Raw genomic sequence first — 16,264 nt, 5'->3', positions numbered from 1 at the left:
ATGAGCAGCATGAGCAGCAGTACCTGGTTTGGCGTGCTTGCTGCGGTCGCGGCAGTATTCGGCATTCTGGTGTTGTGGCTGATCGTGCGCTCGCGCCAGGCCAAATTGATCGTGGCCACCGGCGCCATCAAGCCGGTTTTGGCGGCGAGTTTCTGGCGAACGCGCTGGCAGTCGTTCCAGGCCTGGTTGCGCGGGTTGCGTACCGTGCTATCCAGAACCGCACGGGAGCGCTACCGGCAAACCTGGGTCATCTTGATCGGGCAGGCCGGCGCTGGTAAAAGCAGCTTGATCGCTTCGTTGCGCCAGGTCCAGCAACGGCCAGACGCCCAGGCGGCGACGATCGCCGGCGTGCCCCACACAGCCTGGCACAGCCTGGCACAGGGTGAACTCATAGACCCGCAAGGCAAGCTCAGTGCTGCCGGTCAAACCGGGCCCGACGCGGCAGATTGGCAAACCGTGCTGCGCGGACTCGTCCACCTGCGCCCCGAACGTGCACTTGACGGGGCGCTATTGATGGTTTCCTCCCGTAACTTGCTGGGCACGGGCCGTGAGAGTGTGCTTCAACTCGCGCTCGATGCCCGGCGGCAGCTCGACGACCTGCGCTCCGCCACCAGCCTTGCCTTGCCGGTCTACGTGATCGTCAGCCAGTGCGACGCGGTCGATGGATTTGCTCCGTACTGGCGTCTGCAGGGGCGCTCGCAGAGGGAAGGCATGTTTGGCTGGTCGGCGCGCGACGGCCTGTTGCAGTCTGGCCCGGTCCAGTGGATTGATGAGGCGTTTGTTGGCATCGGTGAACGACTCAAGGAAATCCAGGTGGAGGCCGCTGCGGCCCAGGAGCAGATTGCCGACGCTGATGCGTTTTTTCTGTTTCCCAGGCATTTCGAGCGTTTGCATGCGCCCTTGCGCGATTACCTGGCCGAGGTCTTTCACGACACGGCGACGACGCGGCCTGCATTGTGCCGAGGTGTCTATTTCACGGGCTGCACCGAAGATACCGGCGCGCCAGCTGGCATGCCGCGTGCCGATATCTCGTTTGCCGAAGACGTCCTGACGCAAAAGGCGTTGGGGGAATGCGGGCTGGCGCGCGCCACGCTGGCGTCATTCTGGTCGCGTGAGCCGGGGCTGCTGCGGCTTCAGCAAGCCTGCATCGTGCTGGCCGGGTTGCTGCTGCTGGCACTGGTGTTATCGGGCTGGCGGCTGCAGCGCCAGGTTGATGGTCTGGGTCGCAGCATCGCCGCGCTCTACCAGTCGCAGTCGCTGGCAGGTGCACAGGAGAGCTGCGCCGGCCGTCCATTGATTGACGATGCGCTGTCCCGGGCCTCGGCCCTCGATATCGACCTGGTGTTCGCGACGATGCCGCTGTCCTGGGTCGATCGGCGTGCCAGCAACAATGCGGTGCAGGCCGTCTCCAGTACCGTGATGGCGCGCACGGTGTTTCCGGCACTGGCTTGCGGCCTGCAGGCGCGGGTCGCACGGCTCGACGCTGGTCTGGTCGCGGCGTCCGAGCCGACGCTTGCCGGTATCACCGTCAACAACTCGGCGTATGCCAAAACCCGCGCCAACCTGAAGGTGCTTGCGCTGGAGGTGAACAACCTGGAAGACAAGCTCCAGCGTTTCGCACGCCTGACTGCCATACCCGCCGAATCCACCGTCCGCAAGCTGGATGATCTCAACCTGATTTATCTCTACGTCTACGGAGCGGGCTTGCCCCTTGCTGCGGCGCGGCCCGGCGGCGTGGTTGCCGCTTCGCTCGAGCAAGTGCCTTACAGCGGCGTGGTGAATGTGCCCGAGCGTTCGCGCGGCAACTGGGCGCGCCAGCTGGCGAATTCCAGCCGGCAACTGCATGTCGATTTGCTTGCCGAGGCCTCGATGGGCCCCAGCCTCCTGGCCAAGGTTGATCCGGCAAAAGGGCTGCTTGTTGAGAACACCAGGCGGTTCACCTCATGGCTGGTCTGGGTCGCCAAATCATGGGTGCCATCGGACCCGAACAACAACCCCTGCGCCGATGACGCGAAGGAACTGCGGCAACTGCTGTCGCCCCTCGTGACGCAGTACAGCTATCCGAAAGACCTGTTGGCAGGTGACGGCGGTTTTGATGAAGCAAGGTGCTACAACCCGGCCATGCAGGTGCTGCGCGGCATGCAGCTTTCGCCCTACGGGCCCCTGCTCATCGCACAGGGCCAGAGTCTCGTCATGAATCCGGCACTGTCGGCAGAGGTACGCGGCCTCGAAGGCCTGCTACAGCAGACTTTCATGCAGGTCCGGAACCCGCAGGCCTTCGCCTGCGTGAGTTCAGCGCCGGGCTGGCGCCTGGCAGACCTCGGCCGGTCCATGAATTACGCTGCTGATTACCAGCGATTCGCAGCAGGCCAGGGACTGCCGCCTCTCGGTGCGCCGGCAACCAGCAAGCCGCTGTTCGACCGGCTTGCGAGGGCGCAGCTTGAGCAGGTCATGAATGACGCGATGCGCTCGGCGCAGTCGGCTGCAACTGAGTTGTTCGTGCTTCAGGGACTTGACGCGGTCTCGGCGGCAGACCAGCAGCTTTTGCAGCAGAGTGGTGATTTTTCGCGCGCACTGGATCCGCTGATCGGCAACCTGCGGCTCTATACCCAGTTCGGCTTTACAGCGAGCGCAGGACGCGTTTCGCAGTGCGCGCGGGACTTTTCGTCAGATGCTCTGGGCCGCGTCTCGGGCCTTGTAAGTGGCAGCCGGCTTTATGACCCCGAGGCCGGTCCTGCCGACGGCCTGCTCGTGAATCTGGGCACCACACCGGTGATACGCGACTACCTCGCGCGGCAGGTTGCGCGTGCGCAGGTACTCGCTGGCTACGCTGATCCTTTCGTGAATCTGTTGCGCAACACTGACGGCGTCAACGATGCGCAGCGCGACAACGCGCAAACCTTGCCGTACTGGAGTAATACGATCAATGAGGTCACCAGTTACGTGCAGTTCAAGGACCCGGGCAAGCAAGTCGGCGCTCTCGACACGCTTTTCCTCAAGACCATTGCCGATCTCACGTATGCGAACTGCGGCAAGGTGCTGGCGGCCTACCAGCCAGCCGACTACGGCAACGACATGTTCTCGGAGAGGCGGCGCGACCTGATTGCGCAACTGAACCTGCGCTGTGTCGACCGTCGTACCGAACAGGCAACCACTGCCTACGATGTCCTGGCCAAACGCTTCAACAGCCGGCTCAAGGGGCGGTTCCCGTTCGGCGAGACCAGCAGTCCGGACGCCTCGCTGGCGGAGGTGCAGACCTTCTTCAGCGACTACGCCGCGCAACGCGAATCGCTGCAACAGTCGCTGTCCGGCCTGAGCACCCCTGGCTGGGTCGTTTCGGCACGCGGCTTCCTCAGTGAACTCGATGCAGCTGATCAGTTTCTGCGGCCAGGCTTGGGTATAGGCGCAGCACCGCAGCCTCTAAAGCTCGACATCACTTTCCGTGCGCTACCCCAGGAGTCGCCTGGCAGTGAACAGGTGGTGAGCTGGGTTGTGAGCTCAGGTTCACGGGTGGCGAGCTATCCGGGTGGAAAGCCGCCGACCGTGGACTGGAGCTACGGCCAGGTGCTCGCGCTTGATCTGAATTGGGCCGAGCTGTCTGTTTGGCGACCGGCCGCTTACCCGGTGCAAAGCGGCTACCGGGTCGAAGGCAGCACCGCTTCGTTTACTGAAAGCGGAAACTGGGCGTTGCTGCGCATGCTGCAGCGCTACCAGCCTGCGCCGGCACGACCGACCGATCCCCTCAAGCCGGGCAAGGCATTGCTCGAATTCAGCGTACCGATACAGCGCACGACCCAGGCGACACCCACAACAGCCCCGGCAGTCACGACGGGCCAGGCCACGTTCTACCTCGGCTTGGCCCTGTCTGGCACCGATCCGAAATCCCAGGCCAGTACCAGTCTGGCCTGGCCGGGACCTTTTCCCAAGTCTGCACCGCAGCGGCAAGATGTTTCCACGCAAAAGCGAGCAAAACCATGAACACTGATTTGATGACCCGATCACAGCGTTACTTCGGCGAACGGCTTGGATGTTCGCTCGAGACCCTGCTCGACCCGATCGACGCGGGCAATCCCGCCGGTTATTCGGTCAAAGGCAATGGTGTCTACAACACCATCCAGAACGCCAGACGCGAGGACGATGCGAGTTTGCCGTTGGGCCCGTGGGAGCACAAGCTCAAGCGAGCGGACTGGCCAGTGGTGAGCCGTGTCGCCACCGAGGCCCTTTGTTCCAAATCCAAGGACCTGCAGGTCGCTGCCTGGCTGCTTGAGGCCGAAGTGAACCAGCATGGGTTTTCCGCGATAGCTCCAGGCCTTGTGCTGCTTGATGGCTTGTTGCGTGATTACTGGGACGATCTCTACCCCCAGGACGCTGACTCCGGCGGCGAACACCGAGCCAATATCCTGCGTTCGCTCAACAACCGTTTGCCGTTTGTGCTCAAGCAGCTCGCCATGACTTCAACAGGCATGCATCGCAATTACAACCTCGCCGATTGGGAAGTTGCCATGCACCGCGAACGACTGGCCCCGGCCGCCGCGGCCGCAGCTAACAGCGCTGATGAGGAGGAACATGCCAGCACGGAAACGATCACTGCAGCGATGGCCGCGACGCCCCTGACCTGGTATCAGGCGCTGCACCAGCAGTTGAATGATGCGCTCGGAGCGATGCAACTGCTCAGGGACAGCATCGACCGCCACTTCGCGGTGGACGGACCGAGTCTGTCGGCACTGGCCGGCTTGCTGGCTCAACTGCACGCATTGGCCGAATCCGAGCTGCAGCGGCGCGGGATAAGTCTGGCGACGGCGAGTGAGGAATCCGAGCCGGGGCCTGGCACCGTTGCGGAGTCAGATGAGACGGCCATTGTGGGTGACCAGACGTGGGCCATCGATGACCGGCGCCAGGTCTATGCAATGTTGGAGCAACTGGTGGAGGCGCTGCTCAAGATGGATCCGCACAGCCCGGCGCCCTACCTGATACGCCGCGCGATCGAATGGGGAAGGCTCAACACGGCCGAGCTCTACCAGGAGGTGTTTATTCGTCTTGGCGGCCAACTCAATATCTTCGAATTGGTAGGGCTTGAAACACCCCCAGCGCGGGAGGAAACATGATCGCATCATCTGAACCCCAAGGGCTTCTCGTACCGGTCTCCCTGGGCACTGATCCGTCGCCCCCGTCAGTGGCGATGGATATCGCCGCTTCGGTCTGGAAAAACCTTTGCGAACTGCCGTCCCTTCTGTTTAAGGAGCGTTCGGGCATTGCTGCCGCCCTGACCAGCCCGCGCCTGGGGCGCGCCTGGGCGCATGCCGTAGTTATGTACTGGAGCAGGCTTGAACGCCTGGGTGGCCTGGATTTGTCCCAACCACTCTACATCCTGAACATGGGCCCGGATGACGGCGCCCTGGCTGCGGTGGTGTTGACCACTTTGCGCGATGAGATGCATGCCTGCGGCATGCTCGGCTGGCCCGTCCGGTATGTGCTGTGCCCGCTGGCCGGCGAAGAACCGGCACTGGCGCTGCTCAAACAGCCGGCACTTCAGCCTTTTGTCGCGCGCGGCTGGCTTGACCAGGCAAGCTGGCAGGCTCGGCGCGGCCACCCGCTTTTGCTCGGTGCGAACCGCTTTGCCCTGTTCGGGTCACGCAACCCGGTGGTCGCGATGACGGCAGGCGGGTTCTCCGCATTGCCGGCAGAACTGTACGGTGTGCACTACGGCGAACTATTGCAGGCGCGGGTACAGGCGCAGCCAGGCAGCGAAGGCCGTTTTGCGCTGGCTTCTGAATGGCAGGCTTTGGCGGAGGATGAGCTTGCCTCAGCCGCTTCCGCGCTGCTGGGCCATTACCGCGCCAGCCTGATCAGTGCCAGTGTTCTGCTTTCAAACGCCGCACTGTCCCTGCTGGATGCGCTTGCCGATTTTTCTGCTGGACGCTATTTGCTGCTGGCGGCGGACCAGGGAATTGCCGATGAACGGCAAATCAGGCTTAACTGCATGGCGCTTCCTGAACAACTCGCTCCTGGTGAACTGGGACTGCCGGTCAATTTCCATGCGCTTGGCATGCATCAGGAAAGCGCCGGTGCACATGTTGCGCATCTGGAGTGGGGTGCATCGGGATGCATTCAGCATATGGCCTGCCGCGACGATGCCATCGGCATGGATGCTGCAAGCTGGAGCAGTCTGGTCGATGCGTTAGATGAAGACCATCCAGCGGAGCGCTGGTGGCACGGGGCTCCCCACAGTCCCGTGGAGAGCGTTGACGAAATCAATTTTCGCCTGCGCTGCTCGGGTCATGATCCCTGGGCTCTCCAATCCATCCTCGATAGCCTTGATCTTCGCCTGCTGGACGCTGCGGACGAAAGTGCACTGCAAACACTGCACCGCAGCCTGGCACGCACGTGGCAGCAGATGACACAGCGTCAACGTTGTGATGCCGGGACAGACCTGGCGGGCTTGCTTGTGCATGTGGGTCAGTGGGCGCTGGCGCGTGATGTGCTCGCCGAAACTCCCGACAGCGATTCGCCGACGGCTTCTCGCACCGATCGGCTACTGCTGCGTGCGCGGCTGGAGGCGGAAACCGGGCGCAGCGCCACCGCATTGCGCATCGTACGGGAATGTCTGCGCATGGATGCCGGTCATCTTGAGGCGCAAGGCATGCATGAGCTGCTGGAGCGCCGGCTGGCCAATTGGCAGGCCAGCAACTGGTATGAAGCCGACGCGATGCGTGACGATGAGCTATCGCTCGAGCCACTTGATGTCTTGCATATTCCGGCGTGGCTGCATCAATACCGGGACCCGAACATCGCCGTGGTGGCCGGATTGCCGCCAATTACCTGTGAAGCGGAGGCGCAAACCTATCTTGCCTATGTAGCCGGCCGCGAGGGGACCGAATATGCAGTGGTTCACCGGAATTTTGGTCTTGTAGGTGCCATTGGTTTGCGACGCGAGGCTGATATGGCGCATATTCATTTCTGGATAGGTGTCGATCACCAAGGCACTGGTTTGGGTGCGCGTGCGGTGCGGTTGCTTACGGCAAGCCTCGCCGGCGGACCGGTGTGGCACCTGTTCACCTCGGTGCATGAGGGCAACACGCGCTCGCACCGGCTGCTCGAGAAAGCCGGGTTTGACACGCTCGGGCACGAGTCGCGCGGCGACGATGTGGGTTACCGCTTCATGCACCTCGCGCTGCCTGGCGCGCTTGCCTGCACTCACGACGAACTCGAGCGCCGGCTCGCGGCCGTGTGCGAATGCATCGGGGAGCCGCTGGTGCGTTGACGCTGTTTTCAACGAAGGAGAAGAAACCATGGAATGCAAAAGAAGGGTTGGAGAGATCGGCAAAAGCAAGCTCGAACCGGCGCGGAGCTGTCACCCAAAAGTCAAGCAGCCCAAGCTCGAGATCGGTAGCCATGCGCGGCAATTGACCTGCAAGAAGGCGTCATCGGGCGCATTGGTGGAGGTCGACCATATGAACCCCGACTCGTTGCATCAGCCAATCGGTTACTCCATGAAGAGCGGCGCCGCCGCCTGGACCTTCCTGAAGCGTTTTCAACCCTAACTGGAGATCGACCATGGCAGCCAGCCGCAAACGCAAAGCCGACCAGATCAGCAAAGACCTGCTTGGTCCTGCTCCTAGCAACTTCCCGCCGATCAAACGCGCGAAGCAGGAGCTCGGCACGTACACGCAGCAGTCGACTTATAAAAAAACACCGTCAAAAGCGTCGGTCGAGGTCGACCATATGAGTCCCGACTCGCTGCACCAGGCCCTTGGCAGCTCGCGCAAGAGCGGTGGCGGTGCATCTCTGAGCAAGCGGCTGCCGGCCGCTGCGATGAACAAGACCCAGCACAGGCGCAAGCTCACAACCGGTAGCGGCAAGGCGGTCGAGGCGCATCGGGCCTATCTGCTCAACGCGCATCACGGGCAGGTACCGTTCGCCGGCCCCATGAACACAACCCAGGACCACTACGCGGCGGTGCTTGAGGTCGAGTTCCGTTCGACCGCGACGCCGCCCACCTTGTTCGGTCAATCGACGATTCACGATCCGCGGCCGTTCGATAAGCCGTCGCAGCAGGGAGTGGTGTCGAAACTCGATGCCGAATGGGGTATGGACCGGCAGCTCGACATGGTCAAGCGCATCAAGAACACCGGGCACATCACGGGCGAGCACGAACAGCACCTGATGGATGTGGTGACCGAGCAGCGTAGTGAACTGGCTGATCTCTATAAAACGCACGGCTTTTGACACGTGGCGTGGATAAACCCGCGTTTTTTCTTAACCCACCAGGAGTTTGACCATGGCATCGAGACGGTACACGGCGGACCAGACCGCCAAGGACAGGCTGGGCCCGGCGCCCAGCAATTATGGGCCGATACGCGGCCCCAAAAAAGTCATCGGCACGCACGCGCAGCAGTCGGTCTACAAAAAGACCCCATCGAAGGCACCGGTTGAGGTCGACCACATGAGTCCCGACTCCCTGCACCAGGCCGCCGGCAGTTCGAGGAAAAGCGGCGCCGGTGCTTCTCTGAGCAAACGCCTGCCGGCTTCGGCGATGAATAAAACGCAACACCGGCGCAAGCTCACGACCGGAAGCGGTGCAGTGGTCGAGCACCACCGAGCCTACCTGCTGAACGCTCATCATGGCCAGGTACCATTCGCCGGCCCGATGGGCACGACGCAGGACCACTACGCGGCAACGCTTGAGGTCGAGTTCCGGTCAACAGCCACGCCCGCGACGCTCTTCGGCAAACCGACGATTCACGATGCCCGTCCCTTCGATAACCCTTCGCAGCAGGGCGTGGTGCCTAAAAAGGACGCAGAGTGGGGTATGGACCGCCAGCTTGAGATGCTCACGCGCATCCGGAGCACCGGACATATCGATGCCACGCATGAAAACCATCTGAAGGACGTTGTCACCGAACAGCGCGCCGGCCTCGCCGACATGTACAAGCAGGCGGGAAAATGAGAGCGCGCATCGCGCCGGGCAGGTAAAGCATGGCATGGGCCAGGACGGCGCGTCGCGCCAATTTTGCGAGGGACGCCGCCTTCAAGCCGTCGACACGTCGCTATCTCGGCTCGCTGCATGCTGCCGCCGTTGGCGCTGGCGCGGCGCGACTCCCCGGCTTGACCTCAGCAGCCTGCGCGAAATGGCCAATGACATGACCCTGACCGAACCACCGCTGAGCCCTGTCCGGTGGGTGACTGGCCCGGGCTTCGCATTCTGAACCTGAAAGGAAACATCATGCTACTCAGAAAGAAAAATGCCTCTGCGCAAAACCCGGGTCCGCAGCAGGGCGTGGGCGTGGCGCCAGCCGTGAAACCACCGACAAAGACCCAGCTGGCGGTCAAGCAGCGAGCGGCGCAGGGCCGAGCGCCGCTCGACCATTGGGACATGTTTGCCAACGTTATGGCCACGCGCAATGCGTTGCCGAAATCACATCCGAGCCACCTGTCGCTACGTGCGGTTACAAAAGCCACCGCGACTGAAGTCCATCGGGCCACTGACGGCACACTGCCGATGCCCGACAAGGTCAAGGTGAGGGATGAGGCCGGTCATGCTTCGACCGGTGGCGGCTACAGCGCCAGGAAGGACAGGACCAAGCCAATCACGCTGACGATGAAAAAAAATTACGGAAAACGTGCGCTGGAAGAGATCACTCGTGACGAGAACACGGACAGCTTTCGCAAGCTCGTTCGCACTGTTGGTCATGAGATGGCACACGTCGCGCAGCGTAAAAGCCCCGCAGTCATGAAGGCCACGACCAGCCCGCAACGGGAAATGGAGGCCTACGGGTCGGAGATATTGAGTCATCCGCGGCTGCCTGCACTGCAGGGCCCACAGTTGCAGTCCACTGCCAAAAAATTCAGGAAGCAGGCAGCTGAAGTAACTGATCCAGGTGGCCATCTGTCTGCGGTTGAAGAAGACCGGCGCCGCCTTGTTGCGGCACAACTCGACACCGGCCGCGGCGTCGGCATGTAGATGGCGGGGAGAAACGGGGATTCAGGCCGTCTCAAACACAGCGCAACCGGCACGCTGGCCGTGCGGGCGGCTGCGCGGCCGTTGCGCTGTAGGGCACGAGCCCGGCATGCGGCAATTTTCGCAGTCCGGAGCCAGGTTACAGATACCGGTCGTGTCACCCGGGAAAAAATATGCACGTTTTCAGAGGGAATAAGCCATGGCATCCAAACGACAACCCCAGTCTCCGGCGCTGTCCAAGCCGGTCACAGCGCAGTCAGGCCCGAAGACGACGCGTACGGCATCGCCTTCCACCGCTGCTCCACCGCGAGACCTCGTGCATGCGACGATGACGGTCACAGCGCCTGGCGGAGGGCGCCTGACGGGCGGTGATGCTTCGCTGTCTGTGACCGGAAAAAACACCGCCTGGGCCAAAACACCGGTCCCGGACGGAGGCGCCGGCGTACCGAAATACCAGGCCCGTGTGGCCTATATGAAGGCCAACCACGCGGCCCATCCGCTTGCACAAAAACTCATGGACCGGCATGTCCAGCAGACTCCGGCTGAGGACAAACGCGGGCTTTCCTGCGCCGAAGGGCACAGCCTCATCGCCGCACACCAGGAACTGAACCAGCGCGGCAACACCCATGCGGCAGCACACCTCGACGCGTTCACGGCCGGGCTGGTACCAGCCGTACCGGCTTATGTGCCGGCAGCTGCACCGACCTTCGGCGCCAACACCAAAAATGCGCGCAAGAACCTGCTCATGAGCAAGTACCAGGCGGCCGAGGCAACCCGCATTGCGGAACATGGCACGCTCGTGCAGCAACGCCAGGCTACGCTCGACGGCCTTGCCAAAAGCATGACCGGCATGGACAGCTGGCATGACTACGCGGCGAAGGAGTCTTCGTTCATGGCCTGGAACGACATCCAGCAGCACGGTGCGCTGACCAATGTGCACCACCACGCCACCAGCGAGGTCAGTGCGGGTCACGCGATGGAGTATTGTGTGAAGTGCCGTGCCGAAGTCGCAGGCGGTCTGAAACACAAATGACCCCGATCCGGCAGGCCGCGCACCGGCGACGGCAGGTGAGCCCCGACAGCAAAGGAATCCATGCCCCGAATCTATGAATCCCCCACGATGGGTGACGCCGACATCCGTGTCGCGCTCGTCAGTGACCTCGGCCAGGCCGACCTGCTCGTGCACCGGGTTGGCAGCTGGGGGCTGGCCACGCGTCCGTGGCTTTGGTACATGGCCCCGAAGCAGGATGCGAACCTGTACGTCTACTTTTGCTCGCTTGGAATGGCGCAGCTCGCGGTCTGCTATGTCGACACCTACGGCCAGGCTGGTTGGGTCAACAAACAGCAGCGGCATCCGGTAGCGCATTTGCTGCGCTGAGTTGCTATTTGGGTGGGGGCGGCAGTGTGATGGTGCCCATATTGGGTGGCAGCCCGAGCTTGAGCGATAGGTAGTTGCGTTGGGACAGTGCTTCGTCCGCGCTGCCAAAACGCCCGACGGTGACCACTGACCATGAACCGCCCTCGGGCTCGCCCATCAGCACGACCGTGCTGGTGACACCTTGTGCCTGTATTGACGAAGCCAGCTGGCTGGCGGGCTGCGCCGTCGAAAACTGCGCCGCCTGCAGCGCGAAGCTGGGAGAAGCCGTGGCCACTGTCGGCAATATCAGGCTGGCCGCAGGCAGGGGTGACGATGCCGCGGGGGCCGGCGCGCTTGCCGGGGCCGCAGCGGCTGTAGAAGCGGTTGCAGAAGCGGCAGTGGTGGCCGGTGTGCTGCCAGATGCTGCGGTTGGTGTGGAAGCCGCCGTCGTGCCTGGAGCGGCCCGGCCCGGGATTTTCGCTCCGATTTGTTGCGCTGTTTTTGTCACCCCTTCCTTGAATGAGGAAGGCGCAAGCAACCCGGCGGCGAAGGCCACCATGCCGAATACCAGGGTCAACAGGACAATGCCGTACTTCGCAAGCACGCTCGGCCTCAGGCTTCACCGGCGCGGGCAGCGGTGGTGGTCTGGGCCCGGCTGGGGCTCAGGCTGTGTTTGCGCACCAGCCGTCCGAAAGCGCTGCGATCCTGTCCCGCGATCAGTGCCGCCTGAGTCAGGTTGCCGTTGGTTTGCATCAGCAAGCGGCTCACATACAGCCGCTCGAACTCCGTGACGGCCTGCTGCTTGGCTGTACGAAAGACCGCCGATTCGGCAGCGGGACGCTCGCCGCGGGGTCGGGACACTGCCTGGCTTATATCGACTTCGTTGCTGTCGCTGAGCAAGAAAGCCCGCTGAACAACATTTTCGAGCTCACGCACATTACCCGGCCACGTGTAGCTCTGGATGAATGCGATAGATGCGGGCGTCAGGCGAACCTGCGGCCTTCCGTGATGGTGGCCAAGCCGCGTCAGGAAAATCCTGGCAAGTTCGATCCCGTCGTCGCCGCGCTCGCGCAACGTTGGCAGATAGACCGACAACACGTTGATGCGATACAGCAAGTCCTTGCGAAAACGGCGTGCTTCGGCAAGCTCGTTGAGGTTGGCGTTGCTGGCCACGACGATACGAACGTCAGACTGTTTGGTTGAACTCCCGCCGACGCGGCGGTAACTGCCGTCTTGCAAAAAGCGCAGCAGCGCGGCTTGGGCCTTGAGGCTGAGCGCGTCGACCTCGTCAAGGAAAAGTGTGCCGCCGCCGGCTTCGCTGACAAGCCCGAGCGAGGCAACTTTTGCGTCGGTGAAAGCCCCACGCTCGTGGCCGAAGAGCTCACTTTCCACCAGAGTTTCCGCGAGTGCTCCGCAATTGACCGGAACAAAAGCGCGGTCGGCCCTCTTGCTGCCATAGTGAATGGCCCGTGCCACCATTTCCTTTCCGGTGCCTGTTTCACCTTCGACGAGAACCGCCGCATCAACTCTGGCGACACGCTCGATCTGCGTACGCACTTTCGCCAGGGATTCCGAGGATCCCAGCAATTGGAAGCCGAATCTTGCACTCATTAACATCCCCCGTTTTATTGCGGCTACTTCAGGGGCTTCTGCCTGCTTTCGCGAGGAAGCAAGAAGAAACCGAGTGCCTGGAAGCGCAAACATAAGAGAATTGCCAACCCCTCACATCCTCCAATTGCAGGAGCAATTAGTACCGAAAATTCGTGATTGACCTGGCTGCTGAACTGCACTGAAGGCTGACGCAACTATTCACTGAATTCCAGCTTCAAACTTCTGTAAGCAGAATGTGTGAGTTGCATTTGAGGTGCGGTGACGCTCTCAGGAATTTTTGCCTCTTTTCACAGTCAATCGGACAGCCTTTCGCCAATACGGCTGGCGCTTGCAAGTGTTGACAAGCCTTGCGTGGCGATGGCTACTCTTGTCTGATCGTCGATACCTGGTCGATACTTATTACGCCTTACAAACTCGCGAATGAGTATCGGATTTTCTGGAAACACCCAAGGCCTGTGACCTTCCAAATCGCTCCATTCACAACCCTCATCCCCCTGTCAGAACTGACAGGTAGGGCATACACGGATCGGCTCGCAAAACTCAACATCTTTTTCACAGATCCTCGGCGGGCCCTGGTAAACGGCAGTCTGCAAACCGACGGATTCGTTGCAATTGATGTGATCACTCCGATGGCTGTGGCATGCTTGCACGCATGACGGTGCGCGGCAAACTCGACAATTGGGCCAGGCGGATCAAGCGCGATGGATTGACGCTCTGGTATGTCAAGGCGCTGGGGCTCTTCGTGGTGGGCTACGCGCTGAGTCCCATCGACCTCATCCCCGATTTCATCCCGGTGCTTGGCTATCTGGACGATGTTTTTTGTTGCTCCCGGGGCTGATCTGGTTGACCATCAGGCTCTTGCCCCCAGAGGAGCTCGCCGATTGCCGCGACCGGGCCGATGAGTGGGTGAAGACGCAGGGCTCAAAGCCGCGCAGCCGGATTGCTGCGCTCGTGATCTTGCTGGTCTGGATCGGATTCGCCGCGGCTTTGTGGATCTGGCTTGCCCAGCCGAGGTTATAGCTCCCGCACCGTTTCGCTCAATCGCAGGCCTCTTGATTCAGTGATCCAGTGCACTACAAAGCAAATCGGCAAGGCGACCGCCCGCATGTAGCGCTTCTGTTCTAGCCCCGGGGTGTGTACTCCGGCAGTACATGTCGCAAACAGACCGCACCGATGTCACCAGCTGTATCCATGCTGGCGCCCGAAAATTTGTATTTCTGGTGATGCTCCCCCTGTAAGCCGTCACGCTGAAAATTCTGACAAACGTCACAAAATGTGGAAGGTGAAAAGATACCTCGCGGGCAGTAGCAACCGCCTTGTCAAAGGTATTACTGCAGCGTATCTTGCGGTCAAACAAGCACAGCAGGGGGACACGCTTGAAAAAGTTGAAGTCGCTGACTTTTCACGCCAGGTCGATTCGCTCCCACCTGTTCTGGACCTATGCCGCGCTGGGTACGGTGCTTGTTGTGGCGCTCATGGTATTGGCCGAGCTGGCGGCAAGCCGCATCGTGCTGGACGGTGCGCAGCGCGAGCTGGAGCAACTGGGCCGCCGCACGCAGGAGCAGCTGCTGCGCTTTCAGGAGCCGGCCCGTGCCTGGCTGGAAGCCACCACCAACGACACGCACGCCGGCCTCGAAGGCGAGAACGACATTTCAGTGCAGCGCATGCAGATGTCGATGCAAAACCGCTATCCCCAGATCGCCTCGCTGGTGTTCGGTTATCCGGACGGCAGTTACCTGCAAAGCATGGTGCTGCGCACCGAACGCGACCGGGCCTGGGCCAAATCATTGCCGGAAGCCCGCTACGCCGAGCAGATCATCCGGGTCGACGAACACGAAAAGCGGGTGGAGGAATGGGTTTTTTACGACCAGCAAATGACCGCCATCGCCAGCGAACGGCGTCCCTGGGGCAACCGCTACGACCCCCGCAGCAGGCCCTGGTACGAGGGGGTGAGCGAGTTGAACCTGGGCACCTTCCAGGCCACCGATCCTTTTATGCTGCAGCTTCCGGCGGAGTTCGGCATGGCGTTGTCGCGGCCGCTCAGCGGGCCGAAGGGCGGCGTCGCGGCAGTAACGTTCACGGTCGCGGGCCTCTCGGATTTTCTGCGTGCGCGCAGCCAGGAAAGCCATGCCGAGCTGATCCTCTTTGATGAGCAGGGACGCGTCTGGGGCTGGTCCGATGCGGACCGCCTGCGCCGTCTGCTGGCGTCCGGCCGGCCCGTGAGCCTTGCCGCGCTGAATGACCCCCTGTATGCCGCGTTGCCGCCGCTGATGACACAGGCCTCTGTGAAAGATACGCCGATTCAGTCGGTCGATGGCGCCGACGGCCGGCGTTTTGCCGCAGTGGTGATGCCGGTCGAAGGCGTGTTCAGCCGCAAGGCCTATGTGGCCCTGGTGTCCGACCAGAACCTGCTGCTGGCGCAGGTGCGGCGCATGCGGTGGATGCTGCTGGGGGTGGGCGTGGCCGGGCTGGTGCTGCTGATGCCCATGCTGTTCTGGATGGCCAACCGGCTGGCCAGGCCCTTGAAGAACCTGGTGCGATCGGCCAGGCACATCCGGCAATTTGAATTCGACAGCGACATTCCGCAGGACAGCGACATCGCCGAGGTGCGCCGCCTGCAGGAGTCGCTGGCGCTGGCACGCATTGCGCTGCAGGGCTTTTCGCGTTACGTGCCGCGGCCGCTGGTGCAGCATTTCATTGCCAACCGCCTGACGCCGCAGGCCGGCGTCGAGCAACGCGAGCTGGCCGTGCTGTGCGCTGCGCTGGACGAGCACCACGCCACGGCCATGACCTGGTCGCCGCACGCCGACCACTACCTGCAGATCCTGGCGGTGGAAGTGGCGCAGGGCAAGGGCATGATGGACCGCTACGAAAGCTGTACCGCCGTCGCGCTGTGGAACACACCGCTCAATGTGTCCAACCCGGCCGGTTACGCCTGCGAGGCGGCCCTGCGCGCGGTGGACTCCATGAAGGCGCTGGCCGAAGGCCTTGATGCACCGGTGAAGCCGCCGCGCTTCGGCCTGGATTTTGGCAATGCCACAGTCGGCAACTTCGGCACCTGGGATCACCTGACATTTACCGCAGTGGGCGCACCGCTGGACCGGGCTCGGGCGCTGGCGCGGCAGGCCAATGCGCTGGGCGTGAACGTCGCCGCCAGCCGGGCGGTGGCGCTTGCGGCCGCGCGGTTTTTCCGTTTCAGGCTGGTGGCCACAGTGCCGCTGGGCCCGAAGGATGAGCCGTGCGAGGTGTATGAGCTCCTGGAAAGAATAGACCACGAACACCATGCGAAACACGAGGGCGTGAGCCTGCCGGCCGCGTGAGCTGCAGGTTTGCGTCGT

The 16,264-nt window shown here is 62.2% G+C and carries 12 protein-coding genes and 1 pseudogene; 11 read left to right on the top strand and 2 right to left on the bottom strand.

All coding sequences use genetic code 11. The features are described from left to right. Positions 1–9: 9 nt before the first annotated feature. From AC1DYR_RS12880 to AC1DYR_RS12840, 9 genes are all read left to right on the top strand, one after another. The gene (locus tag AC1DYR_RS12880) at positions 10–3,978 is read left to right on the top strand and encodes a type VI secretion protein IcmF/TssM N-terminal domain-containing protein (protein ID WP_477705436.1); all 3,969 of its coding nucleotides are present in this window, start codon (positions 10–12) and stop codon (positions 3,976–3,978) included. After that, positions 3,975–5,105, top strand: a complete 1,131-nt coding sequence (gene tssA, locus AC1DYR_RS12875; RefSeq protein ID WP_477705435.1) for a type VI secretion system protein TssA — start codon at positions 3,975–3,977, stop codon at positions 5,103–5,105. Before AC1DYR_RS12880 ends, tssA begins: the two co-directional genes overlap by 4 nt. A gap of 305 nt (positions 5,106–5,410) precedes the next feature. Then, positions 5,411–7,261 carry a GNAT family N-acetyltransferase gene (locus tag AC1DYR_RS12870; protein ID WP_477705434.1) on the top strand — a complete coding sequence of 617 codons (1,851 nt, stop codon included), beginning with the start codon at positions 5,411–5,413 and terminating at the stop codon, positions 7,259–7,261. A 28-nt stretch (positions 7,262–7,289) separates the two neighbouring features. Further along, positions 7,290–7,541 carry a hypothetical protein gene (locus tag AC1DYR_RS12865; protein ID WP_477705433.1) on the top strand — a complete coding sequence of 84 codons (252 nt, stop codon included), beginning with the start codon at positions 7,290–7,292 and terminating at the stop codon, positions 7,539–7,541. Between the two features lie 13 nt (positions 7,542–7,554). After that, positions 7,555–8,226 carry a hypothetical protein gene (locus tag AC1DYR_RS12860; RefSeq protein ID WP_477705432.1) on the top strand — a complete coding sequence of 224 codons (672 nt, stop codon included), beginning with the start codon at positions 7,555–7,557 and terminating at the stop codon, positions 8,224–8,226. 52 nt (positions 8,227–8,278) lie between these two features. Continuing rightward, positions 8,279–8,947 carry a hypothetical protein gene (locus AC1DYR_RS12855; RefSeq protein WP_477669969.1) on the top strand — a complete coding sequence of 223 codons (669 nt, stop codon included), beginning with the start codon at positions 8,279–8,281 and terminating at the stop codon, positions 8,945–8,947. A 276-nt stretch (positions 8,948–9,223) separates the two neighbouring features. After that, entirely contained in the window at positions 9,224–9,961 is a 738-nt protein-coding gene (locus AC1DYR_RS12850; protein ID WP_477705431.1) for a hypothetical protein, read from the top strand. Between the two features lie 196 nt (positions 9,962–10,157). Beyond that, positions 10,158–10,991: a hypothetical protein gene (locus AC1DYR_RS12845; RefSeq protein ID WP_477705430.1), complete on the top strand. Its 834-nt coding sequence runs from the start codon at positions 10,158–10,160 to the stop codon at positions 10,989–10,991. 60 nt (positions 10,992–11,051) lie between these two features. Continuing rightward, the gene (locus tag AC1DYR_RS12840; RefSeq protein WP_477669966.1) at positions 11,052–11,336 is read left to right on the top strand and encodes a 7(1) septoil knot domain-containing protein; all 285 of its coding nucleotides are present in this window, start codon (positions 11,052–11,054) and stop codon (positions 11,334–11,336) included. Between the two features lie 4 nt (positions 11,337–11,340). On the opposite strand, the gene AC1DYR_RS12835 is transcribed toward AC1DYR_RS12840, so the two are convergent. Together AC1DYR_RS12835 and AC1DYR_RS12830 are read right to left on the bottom strand one after the other, a co-directional pair. Then, positions 11,341–11,919, bottom strand: coding sequence for an SPOR domain-containing protein (locus AC1DYR_RS12835; protein WP_477705429.1), 579 nt, complete (start codon positions 11,917–11,919; stop codon positions 11,341–11,343). An 8-nt stretch (positions 11,920–11,927) separates the two neighbouring features. Then, complete coding sequence (locus AC1DYR_RS12830; protein ID WP_477705428.1) at positions 11,928–13,019, bottom strand: sigma 54-interacting transcriptional regulator; 1,092 nt, start codon at positions 13,017–13,019, stop codon at positions 11,928–11,930. Between the two features lie 559 nt (positions 13,020–13,578). On the opposite strand from AC1DYR_RS12830, the pseudogene AC1DYR_RS12825 reads away from it, so the two are divergent. Both AC1DYR_RS12825 and AC1DYR_RS12820 read left to right on the top strand, forming a co-directional pair. Next, positions 13,579–13,946: pseudogene (locus AC1DYR_RS12825) on the top strand (YkvA family protein). A gap of 356 nt (positions 13,947–14,302) precedes the next feature. Continuing rightward, the gene (locus AC1DYR_RS12820; protein ID WP_477705427.1) at positions 14,303–16,246 is read left to right on the top strand and encodes a hypothetical protein; all 1,944 of its coding nucleotides are present in this window, start codon (positions 14,303–14,305) and stop codon (positions 16,244–16,246) included. Positions 16,247–16,264: the final 18 nt, after the last annotated feature.

This window comes from Polaromonas sp. P1_F9 (assembly GCF_056405615.1).
The sequence above is the reverse complement of the archived record's forward strand: the minus strand, read 5'-3'. Positions and strand labels throughout refer to the sequence as shown.